22 protein-coding genes and 1 tRNA gene are annotated in these 22736 nt (G+C 40.9%); 10 read left to right on the top strand and 13 right to left on the bottom strand.

What is annotated here, in order from left to right; genetic code table 11:
• Positions 1 to 2: 2 nt before the first annotated feature.
• Both murI and pafA read right to left on the bottom strand, forming a co-directional pair.
• Positions 3 to 791: a glutamate racemase gene (gene murI / locus WBM98_RS08760; RefSeq protein ID WP_424365643.1), complete on the bottom strand. Its 789-nt coding sequence runs from the start codon at positions 789 to 791 to the stop codon at positions 3 to 5.
• A gap of 20 nt (positions 792 to 811) precedes the next feature.
• Positions 812 to 2494 (bottom strand): alkaline phosphatase PafA, encoded by a 1683-nt coding sequence (pafA, locus tag WBM98_RS08755; RefSeq protein WP_424365642.1) that lies wholly within the window; start codon positions 2492 to 2494, stop codon positions 812 to 814.
• 111 nt (positions 2495 to 2605) lie between these two features.
• Here pafA and WBM98_RS08750 point away from each other — a divergent pair, with 111 nt between their 5' ends.
• Together WBM98_RS08750 and WBM98_RS08745 are read left to right on the top strand one after the other, a co-directional pair.
• Positions 2606 to 3343 (top strand): MlaE family ABC transporter permease, encoded by a 738-nt coding sequence (locus WBM98_RS08750; RefSeq protein WP_424365641.1) that lies wholly within the window; start codon positions 2606 to 2608, stop codon positions 3341 to 3343.
• Positions 3343 to 4110, top strand: coding sequence for an ABC transporter ATP-binding protein (locus tag WBM98_RS08745; protein WP_424365640.1), 768 nt, complete (start codon positions 3343 to 3345; stop codon positions 4108 to 4110). The genes WBM98_RS08750 and WBM98_RS08745 overlap by 1 nt, the downstream gene beginning before the upstream one ends.
• Here WBM98_RS08745 and WBM98_RS08740 read toward each other — a convergent pair.
• Genes WBM98_RS08740 through WBM98_RS08730 form a run of 3 tightly spaced genes read right to left on the bottom strand, consistent with a single transcriptional unit; the run spans position 4107 to position 7261 of the window.
• A complete protein-coding gene (locus WBM98_RS08740) occupies positions 4107 to 5561 on the bottom strand; it encodes a DUF389 domain-containing protein (protein ID WP_424365639.1) in 1455 nt (484 codons plus the stop codon). The two genes, WBM98_RS08745 and WBM98_RS08740, sit on opposite strands and share 4 nt — an antisense overlap.
• Positions 5562 to 5575: 14 nt before the next feature.
• A complete protein-coding gene (locus tag WBM98_RS08735) occupies positions 5576 to 6655 on the bottom strand; it encodes a mannose-1-phosphate guanylyltransferase (protein WP_424365638.1) in 1080 nt (359 codons plus the stop codon).
• Between the two features lie 3 nt (positions 6656 to 6658).
• The gene (locus WBM98_RS08730; protein WP_424365637.1) at positions 6659 to 7261 is read right to left on the bottom strand and encodes a SprT-like domain-containing protein; all 603 of its coding nucleotides are present in this window, start codon (positions 7259 to 7261) and stop codon (positions 6659 to 6661) included.
• Between the two features lie 125 nt (positions 7262 to 7386).
• Between WBM98_RS08730 and WBM98_RS08725 the strand changes: the two genes are divergently transcribed.
• On the top strand, positions 7387 to 7737 hold the full coding sequence (locus WBM98_RS08725; RefSeq protein WP_424365636.1) for a GIY-YIG nuclease family protein: 351 nt from the start codon (positions 7387 to 7389) through the stop codon (positions 7735 to 7737).
• 96 nt (positions 7738 to 7833) lie between these two features.
• Positions 7834 to 8043, top strand: coding sequence for a YgaP family membrane protein (locus tag WBM98_RS08720; RefSeq protein WP_424365635.1), 210 nt, complete (start codon positions 7834 to 7836; stop codon positions 8041 to 8043).
• Between the two features lie 108 nt (positions 8044 to 8151).
• Here WBM98_RS08720 and WBM98_RS08715 read toward each other — a convergent pair whose 3' ends face one another.
• The 6 genes from WBM98_RS08715 to porV form a co-directional block, all read right to left on the bottom strand.
• A complete protein-coding gene (locus WBM98_RS08715; protein ID WP_424365634.1) occupies positions 8152 to 8832 on the bottom strand; it encodes an SDR family NAD(P)-dependent oxidoreductase in 681 nt (226 codons plus the stop codon).
• Positions 8832 to 9896 (bottom strand): M28 family metallopeptidase, encoded by a 1065-nt coding sequence (locus WBM98_RS08710; RefSeq protein WP_424365633.1) that lies wholly within the window; start codon positions 9894 to 9896, stop codon positions 8832 to 8834. The genes WBM98_RS08715 and WBM98_RS08710 overlap by 1 nt, the downstream gene beginning before the upstream one ends.
• Positions 9897 to 9975: 79 nt before the next feature.
• On the bottom strand, positions 9976 to 11616 hold the full coding sequence (locus WBM98_RS08705; RefSeq protein ID WP_424365632.1) for a pyruvate dehydrogenase complex dihydrolipoamide acetyltransferase: 1641 nt from the start codon (positions 11614 to 11616) through the stop codon (positions 9976 to 9978).
• A 7-nt stretch (positions 11617 to 11623) separates the two neighbouring features.
• Positions 11624 to 12619 (bottom strand): pyruvate dehydrogenase (acetyl-transferring) E1 component subunit alpha, encoded by a 996-nt coding sequence (gene pdhA, locus WBM98_RS08700; protein ID WP_424365631.1) that lies wholly within the window; start codon positions 12617 to 12619, stop codon positions 11624 to 11626.
• Between the two features lie 215 nt (positions 12620 to 12834).
• A complete protein-coding gene (cdd, locus tag WBM98_RS08695) occupies positions 12835 to 13317 on the bottom strand; it encodes a cytidine deaminase (protein WP_424365630.1) in 483 nt (160 codons plus the stop codon).
• Between the two features lie 79 nt (positions 13318 to 13396).
• Entirely contained in the window at positions 13397 to 14563 is a 1167-nt protein-coding gene (gene porV, locus WBM98_RS08690; RefSeq protein WP_424365629.1) for a type IX secretion system outer membrane channel protein PorV, read from the bottom strand.
• A gap of 422 nt (positions 14564 to 14985) precedes the next feature.
• Here porV and gldJ point away from each other — a divergent pair, with 422 nt between their 5' ends.
• The gene (gene gldJ, locus WBM98_RS08685; protein ID WP_424365628.1) at positions 14986 to 16656 is read left to right on the top strand and encodes a gliding motility lipoprotein GldJ; all 1671 of its coding nucleotides are present in this window, start codon (positions 14986 to 14988) and stop codon (positions 16654 to 16656) included.
• A 64-nt stretch (positions 16657 to 16720) separates the two neighbouring features.
• Complete coding sequence (locus tag WBM98_RS08680) at positions 16721 to 17998, top strand: UDP-N-acetylmuramoyl-tripeptide--D-alanyl-D-alanine ligase (protein WP_424365627.1); 1278 nt, start codon at positions 16721 to 16723, stop codon at positions 17996 to 17998.
• Between the two features lie 91 nt (positions 17999 to 18089).
• Here WBM98_RS08680 and WBM98_RS08675 read toward each other — a convergent pair.
• Positions 18090 to 18164, bottom strand: a tRNA-Val gene (locus WBM98_RS08675).
• 233 nt (positions 18165 to 18397) lie between these two features.
• Here WBM98_RS08675 and WBM98_RS08670 point away from each other — a divergent pair.
• Positions 18398 to 19564 carry an alpha-hydroxy acid oxidase gene (locus tag WBM98_RS08670; protein WP_424365626.1) on the top strand — a complete coding sequence of 389 codons (1167 nt, stop codon included), beginning with the start codon at positions 18398 to 18400 and terminating at the stop codon, positions 19562 to 19564.
• A gap of 74 nt (positions 19565 to 19638) precedes the next feature.
• Here WBM98_RS08670 and WBM98_RS08665 read toward each other — a convergent pair whose 3' ends face one another.
• A complete protein-coding gene (locus WBM98_RS08665; RefSeq protein ID WP_424365625.1) occupies positions 19639 to 19923 on the bottom strand; it encodes a hypothetical protein in 285 nt (94 codons plus the stop codon).
• Between the two features lie 379 nt (positions 19924 to 20302).
• On the opposite strand from WBM98_RS08665, the gene WBM98_RS08660 reads away from it, so the two are divergent.
• From WBM98_RS08660 to WBM98_RS08650, 3 genes are all read left to right on the top strand, one after another.
• Positions 20303 to 20809 carry a hypothetical protein gene (locus tag WBM98_RS08660; protein ID WP_424365624.1) on the top strand — a complete coding sequence of 169 codons (507 nt, stop codon included), beginning with the start codon at positions 20303 to 20305 and terminating at the stop codon, positions 20807 to 20809.
• Between the two features lie 135 nt (positions 20810 to 20944).
• On the top strand, positions 20945 to 21979 hold the full coding sequence (locus tag WBM98_RS08655) for a sensor histidine kinase (RefSeq protein ID WP_424365623.1): 1035 nt from the start codon (positions 20945 to 20947) through the stop codon (positions 21977 to 21979).
• Positions 21976 to 22736 (top strand): LytR/AlgR family response regulator transcription factor (locus tag WBM98_RS08650; protein ID WP_424365622.1); only part of this gene is annotated, 761 nt, incomplete at its 3' end. The genes WBM98_RS08655 and WBM98_RS08650, both read left to right, overlap by 4 nt.

The following is a 22736-nucleotide window of genomic DNA, read 5'->3' as shown; positions in this document are numbered from 1 at the left end:
ATTTAAAAATCCTGATAATGCAGTTCAAGGGAGTCTTTATACTCTTTTAAAAAATTCTCTAGAATTTTCACGTTGGCATTCGTTATGAAACGATGCGTGCCATTTTCTTTGGAAGTGGTCAATAGATCATGTCTAACGAGTACGGCCTTTGTTTGCCGTGCAACCGCTTCGCCAGAATCAATGATCTTTACATGTGCTGGGAGCAGGGTCTTCAAAACCGGAAGTAAGTAGGGATAGTGTGTACACCCCAATACCAAATAATCAATACCTGCTGCGATCATCGGATTTACATATTTTTCCAATAAAGCCCTTGTTTCGGGGGAATCAACCTTACCACTTTCGATCAAAGGAACCAACCCTGTTCCCACCTGTTCGATAATCTCAATTCCATTGGCATGATTTTCAGAGGTACTATGAAAGAGCATGCTCGATAATGTTCCCTTGGTTGCCAATATTCCGACCTTCTTTGATTCGGATTGCAGGGCTGCCGGTTTTATGGCGGGTTCAATGCCTATAAAAGGCACTTTATAACGCGCCCTTAGGTAATCAATGGCATTGGTGGTGGCGGTATTACAGGCCACTACAATGAGCTTACAACCTTCCTGCAACAGAAACTCGGTATTCTTTATAGACAATGCAACGATTTCTTCCTTTGATTTCTCACCGTAGGGTGCATTCTTACTATCCGCCAAATACACCGTATGCTCATGGGGAAGCAATGCATTGATTTCTTTCCATATGGATGTGCCACCCACACCAGAATCAAAAATGCCAATGGGATGATTTTCCATAGTACTACTTCAATTGCGATTTATTCCAATACCTCTGTTATGGGCTTGCCTATGTTCCCATTGGGGAAGGCTATTCCCAATAATGCCGATATGGTTGGGGCGACATCCGAAATCTCGGTTTGTTTTGTGGTGGCCCCTTTTTGAATGCCCTTACCATAAAACAACAAAGGCACATGTGTATCATAAATTTGTGGGGAACCATGTGTAGACCCTGTTTTTGGATAGCTGACCATTCCCGGTTTCAAGACCATGAGTACATCTCCTGAACGCTTTTGATTGTATCCATTCTGAAGTATATATGGGATGCCTTCGGTATATTCGTTTTCCCACATTTGCTGACCTGTATACACCCGATCTATATCCTTATAGGTCAATAACTCCCGAGCTATGGTTTCTTGAACCTCTCCAATCTTCAAGTCCAGATTTTTGATAATATCGTGATCTAGGAATAATTGTAAATTGGAACTATTCTTCACAATATCGGTTGTTCCATATTTATACTTAAGAAACTCCATAAATTTGGTTTTAAGTTCCCCCCCATCCATATATCCAGCCGGAATATGATGGTCCTGCAAATACGCCGGCACATGGATCGCAGCATGATCGGCGGTCAAGAAAAGTGTATAGTCATTTTCACCTACTTTTTTGTCCAAGGCCTCTAAGAAGCGTGCTAAATCTCGGTCCAATCTTATATAGGTGTCTTGGACCTCCTTGGAATTCACACCGAAATTGTGGCCTACATAGTCCGTGCTTGAAAAACTGACCGCCAAGAAATCGGTTATATTATCCGCGCCCAATTTTTCGCCATCCAAAGCTGCAATGGCAAAATCGGCCGTAATACTATTGCCAAAAGGGGTTGCCTTGATAATATCGTAGTCCCCATTCGAAGCCCATAATTTGGGCAGGTCATGAGGAAAGGTCGGCGTGACCTCCCCATCGAACAAACCTTCATATTTGGTATTATCCAGACCACTTTCCAAATAGGTGTTTATATCCTTTAACGTAGTCCATGGCTTTTTATAACCTGCAGCGATATTGGATGCATTGAAATCGTTGACCCACTTCGGCAATTTATCCATATAGAACGAACTTGTGATCCAATGGCCCTCAGTGCTACCATAAAACCAATAGGCTGCATTAGCGGTATGTCCGCCAGGAAGCACAGCTCCCCGATCCTTTAAGGCGACGGCAATGGTCTTGCCCCTCATCTGGGTATGCAATCGCAACTGGTCGGTCACTGTGGTCACTAACATTCTATGGGGCGACATTTTACCGGCATCCGATGTTGTTCCCACGGAATGGTACTTATCATCCGAAGCGCAATATACTTCAGCATTCAGTTCCTTATCGTACCAGTTGTTACCAATAATTCCGTGTGTGGCCGGTGTTGTACCCGTATAAATCGAAGTATGCCCCGGACCCGTGCTCGTTGGCGCATAATTGAAATGATTGTTCTTACAATTAAACCCTTCGTAAACCAACCTTTTAAAACCATCATCCCCAAAATGATCCCAAAAGCGGGTTATATAATCGTATCGCATTTGATCGACTACAATGCCCACGACCAATTTTGGAGTAACCTTTAATCGGTCGACATTTTCAGTGGAATTACCGTTTTTCGATTTTCTTTGACCGAATGCGTCAAACGTAGTGAAAGTCATCAAAACCACTAGCAAAATAAGGGGAATGCAATTCTTGAGCATGAAACAACAAATTATTACGCAAAAATATGTAAATAAACCCTTAAAAGAATAATTGAAGGTTAAAAGACATTCATTATTCCTATTTTTACCATCGCAATTCTATTTCATTCTATGGGGTATCTGGCATCAATCGGAAGTTATGCAATTATGGTCGTTGAGGTTTTTAGAAAACCTACGAAATGGCGCATAATGAAGTCATTGATACTCAAAGAAATAGACGAGTTGATTTATGGTTCCTTGGGTATTTTAATTTTCATTTCCTTTTTTATTGGCGGCGTGGTTGCCATACAAACGGCCTTGAACATTACGAGCGAGCTTATTCCTAAAAATTTAGTGGGTTTTGCGACGCGACAATCGATTATCCTCGAATTTGCGCCTACTTTTTGTTCTATCATCATGGCCGGGAAAGTAGGTTCGTATATTACCAGTAGTATTGGCACAATGCGGGTTACCGAACAGATTGATGCTTTGGAGGTCATGGGGGTCAATGCGTTGAATTATTTGGTTTTCCCGAAGATCATCGCATTGTTGCTTTATCCTTTTATTATTGCCATATCGATGTATGTGGGAATTTTTGGGGGATGGGTCGCCGGCGTTTTTGGGGGATTTAGTACGAGTGCGGATTTTATTGAAGGGGTACAGTTGGATTTTATTCCGTTTCATGTTACCTATGCGTTTATTAAAACCTTGGTGTTTGCATTTATCCTTGCGACCATTCCGTCCTTTCATGGGTTTTATATGAAGGGTGGGGCATTGGAAGTGGGCAAGGCAGCAACGACCTCTTTCGTTTGGACCAGTGTGGTCATCATAATCTTGAACTATATTCTAACACAACTATTATTGGGTTAATGATCGAAGTTAATGACATATATAAATCATTTGGCGATGCCCCTATCTTAAAGGGCATTAGTACCGTTTTTGAAAAGGGGAAGACCAACTTGATCATTGGTCAAAGTGGTTCAGGGAAAACTGTGTTCATTAAATGCCTTTTAGGTCTTTTTATTCCGGAAAAGGGAACGATTAGCTATGACGGTAAAATTTATGCACAGTTGTCGCCCAAAGAGCAGCGTAATCTGCGTCAGGATATGGGTATGGTATTCCAAGGAAGTGCTCTTTTCGATTCAATGACGGTGGAAGGCAATGTAATGTTTCCAATGGAAATGTTCACCAAAAAATCGCAATCGGAAATGCGGGATCGGGCCGATTTTGTGCTAAAACGGGTAAATCTCGATGATGCCCATAAAAAATATCCATCGGAATTATCAGGTGGGATGCAAAAGCGGGTGGCCATTGCAAGGGCCATTGTCATGAACCCCAAATACCTGTTTTGTGATGAACCCAACTCAGGGTTAGACCCAAGGACTGCCATTATCATCGATAACCTGATTCAGGAAATAACCCAAGAATACGACATAACCACGGTGGTGAATACACACGATATGAATTCGGTCATGGAGATTGGCGAAAAGATTATTTTCCTGAAAAACGGAATCAAGGAATGGGAAGGTAGTAAGGATGATATTTTCAAAACCGATAATGAGGCCGTGACCAATTTCGTATATTCCTCGGATCTGTTCAAAAAAGTGCGCCAAATGTATATCGAAGAGCGCAATTAGTCCTGAATCAATTCTTTTAATTGAATGGTACTGTCCTTTAACCTAAGTTTCAACCAAGCCTCTAATTTCTTGGTGTCTTCCAAAGTCTGAATCCTTTTGGCATCCCCTTTCCATTTCACTTCAAAGATGGGTATGGTATCCACTTTTTTGAAATCGGTCAGTATGGTCGGCGAAAATCCCAACGACTCCAAATTCTCGTAGTTGGTTTTGGCCTCGGCACTTACATCGGCAAAAGGTATTGACAACCTTCCCAACTTACCTAATTCGTCCTCCAATACTTTTATCCTTGCATCTTTGTCTACCAACTCGGTTTTTTGGGTTTCATAGAGCTGATCTACATATTTAAGCTGATCCACTTGTTCATTTTTCGCTCCTTGTATGATATGCAGTTCTGTATTCTTCAATCTTGCATAACTTTCATCTTCGTTCTTTTGCTTGTTCCAAGTGGCAATAACATTGTCAGGAACGGTCTCATTGCCCATGAAAACCAATTCAATAAAGGAATCCTTACCCTTATTGAAATCGATATCGGTAAAGTCTTCCATGAATCTACCTGAACCCTCAAATTGATAGGGGGCAATTTTATCCTGAACGAATTTTTGCGCTTGCTTACGGAACAGGGATTCTTGCAGGGCCCCCCAAAAAGTTATACTCGCTGGCACCATCACTAGAATCGCGACTAAAGAAGCTACTCTACCAATAAGCCGTCTCTTCTTCGAATTCACATATCGAACCATCGGGAATCGCAAAAGTTTCAACACTAAAAAAGTGGCCAAAGCAATAAAAATGGTATTTATACTGAATAGATACATGGCACCGGTTGCATAGTCGTAATTACCAATGGCCAAACCAAAGCCAACCGTACACAAGGGTGGCATCAAGGCGGTGGCAATGGCAACCCCGAAGATCACTGACGCAATGGTCCCCTTTTTTGCTCTGGCAATAACAAGTGCCAAACCACCAAAAAAGGCAATTAGGACATCGCGAATGTCGGGTGCCGTACGTGCCAAAAGCTCAGAGGACTCATCACGTAAAGGAAATATGGCAAAAAACAGATAGGCCGTTAACACACTTAATACGACCATAACGGCAAAGTTCTTTAAGGACCTACGCAAGGTATCTACATCATTGACAGCCAAAGACAGCCCAATTCCCAAAATAGGGCCCATAAGGGGGGATATCAACATGGCACCGATAACCACTGCCGTCGAATTGGCATTCAACCCGACCGAAGCAATGAAGATGGAACAGATTAGAATCCATGACGTATGGCCCTTAAAAGGGATATCGGCGATAATGGCTTCCTTTGTAGCTTCCTGATCGGTATTTTGCCGAATATCCAAAAGTTCGGTGAGAAACTTTTTGGTACTCTCCAACAGGCCCTTAATATCCTTTTTTACCTCTTCCCCACTATTGGATTCCTGATTTGAAATGTTCTTATCCTCGTTCATATTTTATCCAATAATTAAGCGTATTTATCACCAAATCGCTCCTTAACCTTAGCCAATACCTGCTTTATATCCTGTTCTTTGGTTTTGGGGTAAATTAAAAGTACTTCTTCCTTATCTACAATGATATAATCATCAAGTCCATCGACAACCACAATTTTATCCTTGGGGGATCGAATCATGTTTCCATGCGCATCCTGACTAATAACAAGACTGTTAACCACTGCATTGTTATCTTCATCCTTATCCAACTTATCATATAAGGATCCCCAGGTTCCCAAATCATTCCAATCAAAGGTGGCTGGCCGCACAAAAATCGATTTCGATTGTTCTAATATAGCATAATCTATTGATATATTTTCGGCTTTCGGATAGTGGACTTTTATAAAATCATACTCCTTTGATGTGTTATAATCGGCCATTCCCGAAAGGAACAATTCATATTGGGAGGGCTGAAGATTTTTAAAGGCCTTCACAATCGTAGCGATACTCCACATAAATATACCGGCATTCCAAAGAAAATTGCCTTGGGCTATAAACTCTTTGGCTGTTTCATAATCAGGTTTCTCCCGAAATTGATGGACTTTTTTTAGGGGAGTGGTGCTTTCTTTCTCAAATTCGATATAACCGAACCCTGTATTTGGGAATGTCGGCACAATGCCCAAGGTACAAAGCACAGCTTCATTTTGGCACTTATCAAAACATTCAATGACGTCTTTTGCGAATGCTTTTTCATCCTCGATCCAATGATCACTGGGCGCCACGATCATAACGCCATCGGGGTTCATTTTTTGGATCTTCAATGCCGCATATAAAATACAGGGAGCCGTATTGCGCATGGCAGGTTCCAAAACTACTTGTTCTTGTTTTACCAAAGGGAGTTGTTCTAGGACCAAGTCGTTGTAACGCGCATTGGTAAGTATTAAAATATTCTCTGTGGGAACAAACGTGTTCAGCCGTTGAAAAGTCTTCTGTATCAAGGTTTGCCCCGTCCCCAACATATCATGGAATTGTTTGGGGTTTTCTGTGGTGCTTATCGGCCAAAAACGCGATCCCACGCCCCCGGCCATCAATACGGCATAATAGTTCTTATTCATTTCTTAGTTCCTTATTAATTCTACTTCTGCATTGGGTTGAAACAAATATACCTTGCCTGTGGCTATTTCAACGCATTCGTAACGTTTTACACGCTTGTTGCCCTTTTTAAAAAGCTTCCCGTTATAAATTCGAAATACACTCCCCATGGGCAATTGAAAAACGTAGGTTTTATCCTTATGTTGTGGATCATATTGCTTTAAGGCTATGGACAAGTGCGCATCGGTATCACTACTCGCTTTGGGGTTCCTAAAATGTTTCGCCAAAATCGGTAGAAGTCTCGATGGGAAAACCTCTGGACGTATAAAGGGCACCATGAGGTATTGGAAGGTCTTTTTCCACTCCGCTCCATGGGGCTTAATATGCCTACCATATTGTTGAAAGGCAGCCAAATGTGCTATTTCATGAACCAAGGTAATCAAGAATCGATATTTGTTCAATGTCGCATTGATGGTGATCTGGTGTAGGCCGTTGGGCAATCTTCGATAATCACCATGCCTAGTAACCCTTTTGTTTACTATCTTAAGATTAACCTCTGACTCTTTTATCAATTGTAAGCAAGGATCTACGGCCCTCTCCGGCAAATATTTTAGAAGAATGTCATCCATTCCCACAAAAATAGGATTTTTAGTGCTTCCTTAATATTACCTGTTGGCTTTCGCGAAAATTTAGTTCGAAATCGGTACTTTGGTGGTTGTTTGGGATCGAACCCTTACTTGCATATCTTATTTAAATGGCCAGAACCATCTACCATGTTTATGTCATTGAACTATCTAAAAGGGTGTATACCGAAAACTCACGATTCAGGGCGGCCAATCCTCAATTCAACGGGGTGTTGCAATGCCTTTATGTAGGTATGACCAGTAAAACACCCAAAGAACGTTTTGAGCAGCATAAAACTGGGTATAGAAACAAAAAGGGGCACAAATTGGCCTCGAATCTGGTTGAAAAATATGGCATGTACCTTAGGCCCAGCCTATATAATCATATTAAACCCGTTTTCTCTAGGACCGAAGCCCTTCAATTAGAGGAAAACCTAGCTTTGGAATTGCGCAGGCAACGGTATGCCGTATGGTATAATTAGTACCCTGAAAACAGTACCGATTTTGTAATACGAAATTAATGCGGTAAATTTATACAAGTGCCTTTTTATACTGAAAACGAAATTCAAACTACACCTATGAAAAAAAATATGGGCTCCATGGATAGAATAGTCCGGTCGGTAATTGCCATTGTTATCGCCATTCTATATTTTACTAATATAATTTCCGGTACGATAGGATTAATTTTATTGGTCTTGGCTGGGATATTTTTATTTACCAGTTTTATCAGTTTTTGTCCACTTTATGGACCTTTTGGACTATCCACCTGTAAAAAAGAAGATAATTAATCAACCTTGGAAAGCTCCTAAAGAAAAACACGGATTGTGGTATCGCGCTCAAGGTTTTTCATGTACCGGCTATATCATTACCGATTTTTTTATGCGTGGGGCATAAAACTAAGGAGTGCTATTGCTCACCTGCAAAAGCTTACCATTGTACAATTTATGTCCGTTTAGTGCAAAATCCTTGATATACAAGGCCATTTCCAAGGCCGTGACCGTAGCTCGGTAACCGGGAAAAGCCTCTTCCAACATTTCGGTCTGTACGGCCCCCAACGCCAATACATTGAACGAAGGACCCGTCTCCTTGAATTCTTCGGCCCAAAGTTCGGTCAGTGTGATCACTGCCCCTTTGCTTGAGCTATATGCCGATAGTCCAGGAAATTTCATACTCCCCTGTACACCCCCCATAGAACTTATGGTAACCACATGTCCGGTTTTCGGCATGTAGGGCACTACCAACTTCGTAAGCTGGGCCACTCCGAATACGTTCACTTGGTATACCGCTTCAAATTCGGCCGCCCCAGTTTCCAAAAATGGCTTGTTCAATAATTTTCCCGCATTATTAATCAAGATATCTACGGACTGCCAATGGGTATTGAGATAATCTTCTACCAGGCAAAAATCTTCATTTTTGGTAATATCGAAGGGAAGTGTATCTATGTTTTCATCCTTTATTTGGGCAATAGTCCGCTCATTTCGGGACAGGGCCAATACCCGATGGCCCTCATTAGCAAAAAGCTGTGCCATTTCAAAACCGATGCCCCTGCTGGTACCCGTGATAATTACATTTGCCATTAGTTGTATTTTAATTCTTTTTGAGGGGCATTTGAAATCCCTTCAATGACCGGAATAAAACTATTGATTAAAACGGCCATATGCCCAAAATCCATTTCGGACACCTCGTCACCTACCATATGGTAATGATCGAAATTGGTGAAATCGAAGGTGGAAAATGTCTGGGAAGGCACATTGAATTCAGCATGGAAAGGGAAATTATCGGACCGCATGAATAAATTAAATTCCTTTGCGGTAGGCAAAAACCCAACAAGATGGCCATTTGCATAACGATTGCAAACCTCGGCCAAATTCGATTTCTCGTACCCTGAAACATAGGCCATATAATCTTTGTCTTTCAGTGGAACGCCGACCATTTCAAAATTCAACATGCTATAGAGACCAAAGTCTTTTTCCTTTAATCGGTTTGCCAAATGTTTCGACCCTAACAATCCTTTTTCCTCTGCGCTGAAAAAAGCAAACACCAGACTGCGCTTATTTGATCTGGCCTTTCCGAAATAACGCATCAATTCCAGAACCGTCGTAGTTCCCGATGCATTGTCATTGGCCCCATTGGCAATAGCATCACCATCCACCGGACTTTTCAGTCCGATATGGTCATAATGGGCACCTATCATAACAAACTCCTTCTTTAAATCTGCATCGGTACCTTCTAAAATACCAACGATGTTATAAGCAGGTTCCTCAAAATTATCAAGGGTATCCCTATACGTTGTGAAATAGGGGGATATTCCGTTCTGTCTTAATTGCTCCTCAATAAACTGGGCTGCCTTTTCTATACCCGGACTTCCGGTATCCCTACCATTTAATTCGTCTGCGGCTAAAAATCCCATGATTTCACCAACTTTATCGCTGTCCGAGAACCTAACAAAGGACATTGCGGTTTTAGACTCGACTGCATTTTGTCCTATTTCCTCTGTGGTAATGACCTCCTCTTTAGTGATGACACTTCCTTTCACCCCAGCCGGACCGTTGGGAATATTCTTGGCATCGGTCTGTTTCAGTTGATGCGTACCACAACCTAGAAGAAAAAATAAAAAAATAAATCGATAGATTTTTTTCATGACATACGGATTACGTTTTAAAGATAAAAAAACATCCGCCTCTGGCGGATGTATATATTCAATACTATTTACGGACTTCCTATGCCAACATAGTCACCGGATTCTCTAAAAATGCGGTCAATGTCTGTAAGAATTGTGCCCCTGTAGCACCATCAACGGTCCTATGGTCACACGCCAAGGAAAGCTTCATCGTATTCCCTACCACAATCTGACCGTTCTTGACCACGGGCTTTTCAACGATGGCACCTACGGATAAAATAGCCGAATTTGGTTGATTGATTATCGAAGTGAATTCGAGGATACCGAACATTCCCAGATTGGAAACCGTAAAGGTACTTCCCTCCATTTCCGCTGGTGTCAATTTTTTGTTCCGTGCCCTTCCTGCAAGATCTTTGACCGATGCACCTATTTGGGTCAAGCTCATTTGATCGGTGAACTTAAGCACGGGGACTACCAAGCCGTCTTCTACGGCAACGGCAACACCTATATGAACATGATGGTTGTATTTTGTCGTATCCTCTTGCCATGTGGTATTCACTTGGGGATGCTTTTTCAATGCCATGGCACATGCCTTGACCACCATATCATTAAAAGACACTTTGGTATCTGGCAAACCATTGATCTGTGCACGGGATGCTATGGCATTATCCATATCGATTTCAACCATCAAATAGTAATGCGGCGCAGTGAATTTAGACTCCGCCAAACGCTTTGCTATGATTTTGCGCATTTGTGAATTCTTCACTTCTTCGGAACTTTCCTCACCAACAGGCAGGTTAATCGGAGTGATTGTACTCGTTGAAGTCTTCGAATCTTGTGTGGTGGCAACTGCTTGGGCCACTTTTTGGGAGGGTACATAACTCTCAATATCTTTTTTGACGATCCTACCATGTTCGCCAGTACCTTTTACATCTTTTAAATCAATGCCTTTTTCCTTCGCGATCTTCTTGGCCAAGGGAGAGACGAATATTCGATGTCCATCCGTAGTGGTTGAAGTATCGACTTCCTGACTTGGCTCGGCCGTCTTTTCTTCTTTTATCGCTTCTTTTGTGACCGCTTCACCTTTAATTGGGGAAGGCTTGGTATTCAATACAGCTTGTACATCGGTACCTTCGGGTCCGATTACGGCTAGTACAGCGTCGACCGGTGATGATTCCCCTTCTTTTATTCCGATGTACAATAAGGTGCCCGAATAGAAAGATTCAAACTCCATAGTAGCCTTATCGGTTTCGATTTCCGCAAGAATATCCCCTTCTTCGACCTGATCACCCACTTTTTTCAACCAGGAAGCCACTGTACCTTCTTCCATTGTATCACTCAAACGTGGCATTTTTACGATTTCAACACCTTCGGGTATATCCGTATCCCCGGTTTCAGTGGATTCGGTTTCAACTGCTGCTTCGGAGTCGGTTTTTGTTTCAGCTTTTTCCTCCGCCTTATCGGACGTTTTTGCACCATTAAGCAGCGCAGAAATATCTTCACCTTCTTCTCCAATAATGGCCAAAAGAGTATCTACGGGAGCGCCTTCACCTTCAGCAATACCAATATGCAATAATGTTCCTTCATGAAAGGACTCAAATTCCATAGTGGCTTTATCGGTCTCTATTTCCGCAAGGATATCGCCTTCTTCAACCTTATCGCCTACCTGCTTAAGCCATTTTGCCACGGTACCTTCTTCCATGGTATCACTCAAACGAGGCATATTAATCACTTCTGCCATTTAAATCTTATTTATGTTGTACAAATGGGTAGTCTTCCTGATCATAAACCACATCGTATAATTGGTTTAAAGGAGGATAATCGGATTCCTCTGCAAATTTCTCACATTCAGCGACCAATTGTTTGATTTTTTTATCAATCTCCTTAATTTCAGCTTCCGATGCATATTTCTTATCTAGAATCACCTCCTTAACCTGTGAGATCGGATCTATTTTCTTGTACTCTTCAACCTCATCCTTAGTTCTATAGTGCTGTGCATCCGACATGGAATGACCTCTATACCGATAGGTTTTCATTTCCAAAAAGGTAGGGCCTCCACCACTTCTGGCCCGTTCAATCGCCTTACTCATTTCCTTGGCTACGGTAACGGGATCCATACCATCAACAGGACCACAAGGCATTTCATACCCCAATCCCAATTTCCAGATGTCTGTGGAATGGGATGTACGGGCAACGGAAGTCCCCATAGCATATCCATTGTTCTCACAAATGAAAACCACGGGTAATTGCCAAAGCATGGCTAAATTGAAACTTTCATGAAGGGAACCTTGCCTTACGGCTCCATCACCCATATAACATAAGGTTACGGCATCTCTTTTAAAATATTTATCGGCAAACGCCAAACCAGCCCCTAAGGGTATTTGACCCCCTACAATGCCGTGACCTCCATAGAATCGATGTTCTTTTGAAAATATGTGCATAGAACCACCCATTCCCTTTGAGGTGCCCGTGACCTTACCATAGAGCTCGGCCATTACCTTTTTGGGGTCCACCCCCATGCCAATAGGCTGAACATGGTTTCTGTAAGCGGTTATCATTCTGTCTTTGGTTAGGTCCATGGCATGTAATGCCCCTGCCAATACAGCTTCCTGCCCATTATACAAATGAAGGAAGCCTCTAACTTTCTGTTGAATGTATACAGCTGCCAGCTTGTCCTCGAACTTTCTCCAGAACAACATATCCTCGTACCACTTCAGATAGGTCTCTTTGGTGATTTTTTCCATTAATCGCTTTTTAATTTTAATTTAATCGTTTATAAAGTGGTGACTTTGTACTTCTACCGCTTCAATAAAGAGAAAAACAAAAATACACATATTAATCAATCGGTAAAAAAATATAGTTAAAAGCTTACTACAAAATTAATGCGTATCGCCATAGAATAACAAAACCATGCTATTCTATGTCATTTGAAACCTTTAAGTTCAATTCTATCGGGTACTTATAAAAAGGTATTATTGAAACCCAATGGAAGGATATCGGCCAAGGCATTACATTTATGCACTTCTCCCCTTTCCCCCATCATAAGAATGGAAATAGGTTCTTTTTGCTTGAACTCGTATTCTGAAATAGCCTGTCTGCAATTACCACAAGGGGCTGCGGGTGTATCGACCAAGTGGTTTCGCGACATGGCAGTTATCGCAATTGATTTTATACTTATACCAGGGTATTTTGATCCTGCATGGAATACGGCAACCCTTTCGGCACATAGACCAGAGGGATATGAGGCATTCTCTTGGTTACTACCTAGTACCACTGTTCCATTTTCCAATAAAACAGCCGCTCCGACCAAAAACTTGGAATACGGGGCATAGGCATTTTTTCTAGCCTCGATTGCGGATCGCATCAGTGTTTGATCTTGATGATCCAAGTCTTCCAAAGTATCAAAAACCTCAAGTTCAAAGGAAATTGTTCGTTTTCTCATAGCAATACAACCATTGGTGGTCGTCTAAAATAACAAAACCTGCCCAATGGGCAGGTTTTGTTTCAATTAAAATCGTTGATCAATCGTTATAGAACTCTTCTCCCAAGTTGAATGTAAGTGAAAAGCGCAAGGTATTTTCCAAAGGATTCTTAACCTGTGAGGTTGAGAACAGGTAGGAAAGGTCTATTTGTGCGGCCTTGAATTTGAAACCAGCCCCCATGGTAAAGAACTTTCTTGAGCCTTTATCCTCGCTTTCGTTAAAATATCCCGTACGTATCATAAAAGCATCTTGATAGGTATATTCCGCGCCCAATGCCCATGTAAACTCCTTCAACTCTTCCCCAAAACCGTCTGGTGCATCACCAAATGAATTGAAAATACCATTTAAAATACCTATTTGTTGGTACTCATCATTATCAGTTGCATCAATGACGCCGTCATTATTGAAATCCTTGGGCGTAGGCACCAAAAGTTTATTGAATTCCGAGGTTATTCCAATTACATTATCCTGATCTAAAATAAAGTCGAACCCAGCACCAAACTTCAAGTTGGTGGGTATGAAATTCTCTTGCCCCCCTTCATCATACATGATCTTGCCCCCTAGATTGGAAACATTAAAACCAGCTCTCCATCTACCGTCGAACTTATCATAGGCAATCTCACGGGAACGATAGTAACCGGAAACATCAACTGCGAAGGTACTGGCGGCCTGTGAGTCTTCGGTGCCATTTTGGGGTAATTTCAGGTTAGACCTGATAAACCTACCACCAACGGCCATAGAAAAGGTTGGACTCAACTTCAGCGAATATGACCCATCAAAGGCCAATTCATTAGGTTTGGCCAGCGTACCCGGGTCATTGGCAAACTGCCTAAGTTCAATTTCACCAAGGGTAAAATAACGCAAACTAAGGGCAAAAGCACTTTGCTCATCAATTTTATTGAAAAAGCTGGCATTTAAAAGCGAAATGTCGGTAATAATACTTTCCAGGTACGGGGTATAACTAACGCCTATACCCATTTTTCTTTCGGCGAAGGCGAACTTGGCCGCATTCCATTGTTGTGAATACGCATCTGTTGAGGTGGCAACACCCATGTCGCCCATACCGGCAGACCTAGCATCCGCAGCAATAGTCAGAAATGGCACAGCCGTGGTGATGACCCTATCTTCCTGGGCCGATAAACGTACCGCAATGACCAAAAATAGAAGTAAGGCAATTTTTTTAAAATATATTGGGCTTGTCTTCATTATATAATAAATGTTAGTAATGCTTTAAAAGAACTTAGGCTATTTGTACTTGTAAACGGGCTTTTTAAAAATATCTTATACCGTTCATCGAAAATATTAAAATCATTATCATAACGATGATACAGACGGGGCACATAAAATGGAAAACTACCTTATTGACTTACATACATTAAATATCCCACAACCCAAGTGTACAAAAGAATTGTTTCAATCCATACTATTATGATAAATATGCCGTTATATTTTTTGAGGAAATGCTTTTTGCACTATTTAAATCAGCTCGGGAGGAAATAATTTTTCAGTAACAAAATATTATGGCCAAAACCTCGTTTAATATGCCGAAAGTGACACCAAATTAAACAAAATCAAGAATTCCAAACTACTTGTACCGTAGTTTAAATATTTGAACTCAAGTCCTAATTATGAAAAAACAGTTTATCAAAATTGTACTTTCTTGTGCAGTAATAGCGGGAGGATGCAGTGTTACAAGTTGTAGCAAAAAATCCTCATCTTCCAAAAATGTATCAAGAGCTACAGGTTGGAAAATAAATGCCAAGGAAGGTGGTTTCCAATACAATACAGACTTTAAGGAGCAAGAAACGGCACCAGGTCTTGTTTTTGTGGAAGGGGGAACGTTTACCAAAGGTAAAGTGCAAGATGATGTTATGCACGATTGGAACAATACGCCTACCTCCCAGCATGTTCAATCATTCTATATGGATGAAACCGAAGTTACGAACGTGATGTATTTAGAGTATTTGGATTATTTAAAGAGTGTTTATCCTCCTGAAAATCCGAAATATGCCAACATTTATAAAGGTGCCTTACCCGATACCTTGGTTTGGAGAAACCGATTGGGCTTCAATGAGACCATGACCAATAACTATTTAAGGCATCCTGCTTATGCAGAATATCCTGTTGTAGGTGTAAACTGGATCCAAGCGACACAATTTGCCGAATGGAGAACGGATCGTGTCAATGAAGTGATGCTTGAAAGGGAAGGTTATTTGGCAAAAGATGCCAAATACCAAGCTGCAACTGGGGAAGTTGCGGGAACCTTTAGTACGGAAGCTTACCTGAACAGGCCTGAGTCAGTATATAATGGACAAATAGACTCCCTACAAGGAAAAATGAAAAAGGACAGTGTCAATACCTACGCGAAAAGAAGTAGCGGTATTATCATGCCCGAATACAGATTGCCGACAGAAACGGAATGGGAATATGCTGCTGCCGCACAAGTTGGATCTAGGGAATACAATAATTACAGAGGTAGAAAAAAATATCCTTGGGAAGGTGATTATACAAGAAATGGCCAACGTGTTGGTCGTGGTGACCAACTTGCCAACTTTAAGCAAGGAAAAGGGGATTACGGCGGAATCGCAGGATGGTCAGATGATGGAGCCGATATTACGGCAGAAGTAATGTCTTATAAGCCCAATGACCTTGGTCTATATGACATGGCAGGTAACGTTGCCGAATGGGTAGCGGATGTTTACCGTCCTATAGTTGATGATGAAATAAGTGACTTCAACTACTTCAGGGGTAACATTTATATGAAAACCGCCATTGGCGAAGATGGAAAAGTAAATATTCTAAGGGATTCCATAGTTTTTGATACATTACCCAATGGTAAAGTAATCGCTATGAACCTCCCTGGAGAAATCAAAATGGTTCCTGTTGATGAGGAAGAAACGTATCTTAGAACCAATTTCTCTTCAAGTGATAATAGAGGTTATAGGGATGGTGACCCAAGTTCGTCACGATTTTTTGATCGCTTCAGTGATGAAGAAGACCAAGACGATGCCAGAAAAATGTACAATTCCCCAAAACATAAAGTGGAGCGGGACTCGTTAGGAAAGCTGACACGTGAATATGATCATTCGAACAATAGAACTACGTTGATCAATGATGAGGTACGGGTCTACAAAGGTGGATCATGGAGAGATCGCGCTTATTGGTTAGATCCTGCCCAAAGAAGATATTTGCCACAGTATATGGCCACTGATTATATCGGTTTCCGATGTGCCATGTCAAGGGTTGGTTCAAAATCAAAAACCAAGAACAAGACTGTGAGAGGAAAAAAAGCCAAATAGTTTTATCGCATTGAAATATATAGCCCCGACGGTACCGTCGGGGCTTTTTTTTTATCTTTGATCCATGAGAATAGCGCAACTTCACAAGATCTTTCTACAAAACCCAATGGTTTGTACGGACACTCGCAAAATTACCCCCAATTGCATTTTCTTTGCCTTGAAAGGAGACAACTTCAACGGGAATGATTATGCCGAAGAAGCCTTAAAAAAAGGAGCCTCATACGCTATTTTGGACGAAGGGAAATATCCTGTTTCCGATACGATGATTTTGGTCGACGATGTGTTGGAAACACTTCAAAAATTGGCCACGTACCATAGAAATCATTGTGATGCAAAGATTATTGCCCTAACCGGAAGCAATGGGAAAACAACCACCAAAGAACTGATCAATGCGGTGCTATCCCAAAAATACAAAACCATTGCCACCAAAGGCAACCTCAACAACCATATAGGCGTACCCCTCACACTGTTGTCCATTACCAAGGATACTGAAATCGCGATCGTGGAGATGGGCGCCAATCATTTAAAGGAAATTGAATTCCTTTGCACTATAGTACAACCTGATTTTGGGTATATCACCAATTTTGGCAAGGCCCATTTAGAAGGGTTTGGTGGGGTTGAAGGCGTTATTAAAGGAAAAAGTGAGCTCTACGACTATTTAACGGACCATAATGGACAAATATTCTTGAATGCCGACGACCCCATTCAATATGAAAAATTGGGATCGTATATCAAGAAATACGGTTTTACCGGGCACAAAAAGGAGTTTTACACCATCGAATTCCTAGGGGCCGCCCCCTATGTTTCACTAAGGGTTGAAGGCACTACCATACAATCACAGCTTATAGGAAGCTACAACTTCACAAATTGTTCTGCAGCTGTTCTTATGGGCAAATATTTCAACGTTCCCATTGCCGCCATTAAAACGGCCATCGAATCTTACGTGCCACAAAACAATAGGTCACAGATCATCGAAAAAAACGGGAAACAAATCATCCTTGATGCCTATAATGCCAATCCGTCGAGCATGAAGGTTGCCCTCGAAAATTTTAGCCATTTGCAAGGGGAATCAAAAATCGCCATTTTAGGGGATATGTTCGAATTGGGTGAATCCTCACCGATCGAACATCAGCATATTGCAGATCTGTCGGCAAGCTTAGACCTTGATGGGGCATTCTTGGTAGGGCAAAATTTTTACAAAACCGATACGGCTTTCCGCAAGTTCAAATCGTATGATGAACTCGCCTCCAATTTTAAAGAAATCGCACTCCCGCGAAATTGCAAATTATTGATCAAAGGTTCGCGCGGTATGGCTCTGGAACGCCTTCTCGATTTGCTTTGACCCTTTCATAAAGGCATAAATGAAGTTGTGGGGGAAAGAAGTGGGATATACTGCCCCGAAGTATCGGGAGAACCAGTGACTTTAAAAGAAGTGGGATATACTGGATTCGAACCAGTGACCTCTGCCCTGTCAAGGCAGCGCTCTAAACCAACTGAGCTAATATCCCAATAAAATTTCAGAGCGCTAAGGTAGAACTAATTTTTAATTTCCAAAACTTACCCGACAAGAATGATCGAGGTATTATAATTTAATTTTGATCGTCTATTACCCAAAAAAAAGTTTCAGAATCGATCTTGAACCCATATTATTATCTTTAAATTAATGTACTTTTAGATATCTTCCCTGGCTATGGGAAGTACATCATAAAAACCGTTTATTCGTAAAACCAACATCCGAACCATGTCAAGAACCACCATTGCGAAGCATTTCAATGCTAAATACCCTGCCATCACCGATTTAAGACAAAAAGCAAAAAAACGCATCCCGAAATTTGCTTTTGAGTATTTGGATGGAGGATGCAATGAGGAAGTTAATCTTAAGCGGAATACAACGGAAATTCGCGATGTTCAACTAAGGCCCAACTACTTGGACACCTATCATGGTGCCAGTTTAAAAACAGAATTGTTCGGTCATGTCTATGATGCGCCCTTCGGTATAGCCCCGGTAGGACTACAAGGTTTAATGTGGCCCAACGCTGCTGAGATCTTGGCAAAATCCGCTTTTGAAAATAACATTCCGTATGTACTAAGTACAGTGAGTACCAGTAGTATTGAAAGAATCAGTGAAATAACCGAGGGAAGGGCATGGTTTCAATTATATCACCCGGTGGAGAACAGCATGAGGAACGATATGTTGAAAAGGGCCGAGGCTGCGCAATGTCCTGTTTTGGTATTGCTCTGTGATTCGCCGTCTTTTGGCTTTAGGGCCAAGGAAATAAGGAACGGACTTTCAATGCCCCCGAAAATGAGTTTGAACAACATTCTTCAAATATTCGGAAAACCCAATTGGGCATTACAAACCTTAAAACATGGGCAACCGGGTTTTGAGGTACTTAAACCCTATATGCCCAAAGGATTGGATTTAAAGCAATTGGGGATTTTCATGGACCAAACATTTTCAAAAAGAATGAACATGGAAAAAATCGCCCCTATTCGCGATCTATGGAAAGGTAAAATTGTTCTAAAAGGGGTTGCGACGGAGGCTGATACCGAAAAAGCAATTCAATTGGGTTTGGATGGCATTATAGTTTCCAACCATGGGGGACGACAATTGGATGCCGGGGAATCTACCATAAAACCAATGACAAGGATCTCAAAAAAATATGGCAGCCAAATAAAGGTAATGATGGATAGCGGTCTGCGCTCTGGGCCAGATATTGCCAGAACCATGGCGAGTGGGGCGCAGTTTACATTTTTAGGTCGCAGTTTTATGTACGGCGTTGCCGCCTTGGGACGTCAGGGGGGTGATCATACCATCGCCTTGTTAAAGACACAACTGCAACAGGTCATGGAACAAATAGGTTGTGAAAACATCCGGGATTTTCCAAAGTTTTTGATTTCAAAGTGAAGTGGTGATTCCTGTATATAGGCAGGTGACATGGAAGCATGTTAGCGATCCGTGTTTGTCATTATTTAGAGAACCTATTTATTATTGGCATGCAAACTATCCATTTCCTTTCTGAACCTTAAAATCATAAGGCTATCGAATTGTTTCTCTATACTATCGCGCATGATCCTCCAGTTCGACGCGTTCATTTTTAAATTATAATCCCTAATCGCATTGAATCTGACCAAATTGAAACGGTTGGCCCGCCAAGCAGCCTCTGTACTTTCCTGATGTTTTAGATCTTGCAGGTATATACCAATACTAAAGCCCATTACCACAACGGCCAATACAATCACCCAAAATTTTGAACTTGTCTTCATATCATTTTTATGATTAAGGACCTTCATTAGTTGCGTCGGAAATTAGCCACAATACCACCATAAAGTTAGAGTTTTACCTCTAAGCTGCAAAACATTTCTGCCCATCGTTACTAAATACGGTTTAAATGCATATTTGAGCGATCGCTTGATTTACAACCTAAAACGTCGAATCAACTTCAGATTTTATTGCGTAATATATCTGAAAGAACTTATTAACCGCAAATTCTTTAAGCCTCAGACTTACTTCATTCTTCCTTTTGGACGTTTCACTTAACGATTTGGTCGTTTCAGTCAAAAACTAACGATTTGAGGAGGACTACCGGTCTATATTTGTTCAAGAAATAAGAAAAATAAAATTAAATAACAAAACAACAATACAATGAAAAAAGTAAAACTATTATTCGGAATCGTAATTTTAAGCACCTTTATAGTATCCTTTACAGGGTCTGATAAATGCGATAATACGGAAAACAATGAATCATTAATTATTACGGACCTATATCCGCAATTTGAAGAAAATTTAATCTTACAGGCCCAGACGGAAAACGTCAAGTTCGAAGAGCTGCTGTATATCGAGGATGAAGAAATTGTAAACCTCGGTTTTGATACTGCCGATTATCTACCCTACGATTTCAATCCTTATCAAGGGATGATATTTGATTTGGAAGACATCATTTATGTTGAAGAGGAGGAGGAAATCGAACTCAACTTCAACACAAGTACTTACTTGCCAAAGAACTTTAACGCTTATTCTAATGAGGCTTTGAACGTCGAAGACGTTATGTATATCGAGTCAGAGGATGAAATTGATCTAGGGTTCGACACGGCAGACTATCTACCTAAAGGTTTTAACCCCTTTAAGGAAATGCAAACCGTTGTACTCTAATGGAGTAATGTTGAACATAGTTGGGGTACCTTTGACAACATGGGCTTTCAAGGCAATTGAAGGCCCATTTATTGTTTAGGAATACCGCTAGCTGCCATTTTATCGTACATTTAATATTCAAAAATAATATATGATATGACCAAAAAACCGGTAAAATCATCTGCAATTCTCAAAATTTCACTACTCCTAGCTATATTGGTTTCACTTCCGAGAAATATCCATTTATACAATATGGTCAGTGCCGGCAAAATGGATTTCTCAGGAATTTGGGTAGCGGACTTTTTCTTTAGACTTGGTTTCCTCTTTTTATTTTCCTGGATGAATTTACAATTGACGGCCAATGTTGCATATACCAAAATCAACTGGAAACCAGGAATACGATTGATTGCCTCCATTATTATCAATGTTGGTGTATTATTCGGAATTATAGAACTTTGGAAATTTCTTCACTTCTTTATCGATGAAACTGCATTGACACGGGAAGATATGGGATTCTTAATTTTCAGGTATTCCATACTTCTCCTGGTTCTTTTCTTTATTGCTAAGATCTTAAGGCTTCAAACCGACCAAAATGAAAGCAGGATCGAGAACGAACGTCTTAAACAACAAAACCTGCAAAGTGAACTAAGTGCCTTAAAAAACCAAATTGATCCCCATTTTTTATTCAACTCCTTGAATTCCTTGATATCATTGGTCCGCGAAAACGAGAAAGCCACCCTCTTTGTTAAAAAACTATCGTACATGTACCGCTATATCCTACAAAGCGGCGATAGTGATTTGGTTTCTTTGAAAGAGGAATTAAAATTCCTTGAGAGCTACACGTATTTGATACAAACTCGATATAGGGACCGATTTCAAATCGACATTCGTATCGATGAAAAGTATTTGAATGAAAAAATACCTCCATTAGCCCTACAGATTTTGGTTGAAAATGCGGTAAAACACAATGAGATTTCTGAAATCAATCCGTTAAAGGTAGCAGTGTATTCTAAGGATGGCTCCTTGTTTGTACAAAACTATATTCAACCACGTACAACCCTTTCGGAAAATAGTGGATATGGTCTTCAAAATCTCGAGAAACGGTATACCTTATTGAAAAAGAACAAAATTTCGATCCACAAGAAAAACAATATATTTATGGTTGAACTTCCTTTAAAGCAAAGTACATGAAAGTGGTTATTGTTGAAGACGAACTCGCAGCAAGCGACAACCTGACCTATATACTCCAGAAAATAGCTCCTGGAACCCAAATTATCAAGGTGTTGGATTCAGTGCGAACCTCGGTAAATTTTTTTTCGCAACCCCAGGAAATGGAACTTGTGTTCATGGACATCCATCTTGCGGATGGATTGTCTTTTGAAATATTCGATCAAGTTAGCATCAACGCCCCCGTGATCTTCACTACGGCTTATGATCAATATGCCTTAAAAGCGTTTAAGGTGAACAGTATCGATTACTTGTTAAAACCAATTGATGAAGACGAACTGGCGAAGGCCATTGCCCAGTACAGGGATCAATTCCAAGAACAACAAGGAATTTCGGACCATCAGGTCCAAGGATTGCTGAACCTGATACAGACAAAGACCAAGGCCTATAAAACCACCTTTTTAACGAACCAAAGGGATCAATTAACACCCTTGAAGGTAGAAAAAATAGCTTATTTTAAAATAGATACTGGTATTGTCAAGAGCATAACTTTTGACAATCACTCCTACCCTATGGACCTTAAATTGGAAGATCTGGAAAATGAATTGGATCCCGCAATTTTCTATAGGGTCAACAGACAGTATATCCTTAACCGGGACGCCATAGAAAACATCAAGTTCCACTTCAACGGAAAATTGATCGTTGCCGTAAACCCGATTTGTGACGAACGCATAATGGTCAGTAAGGCCAAAGCGACCGATTTCAAGAAGTGGATGAATTC

The organism is Maribacter sp., assembly GCF_049667165.1.
Lineage (GTDB): Bacteria > Bacteroidota > Bacteroidia > Flavobacteriales > Flavobacteriaceae > Maribacter_A.
This window is presented reverse-complemented; position numbering and strand designations above follow the sequence as displayed.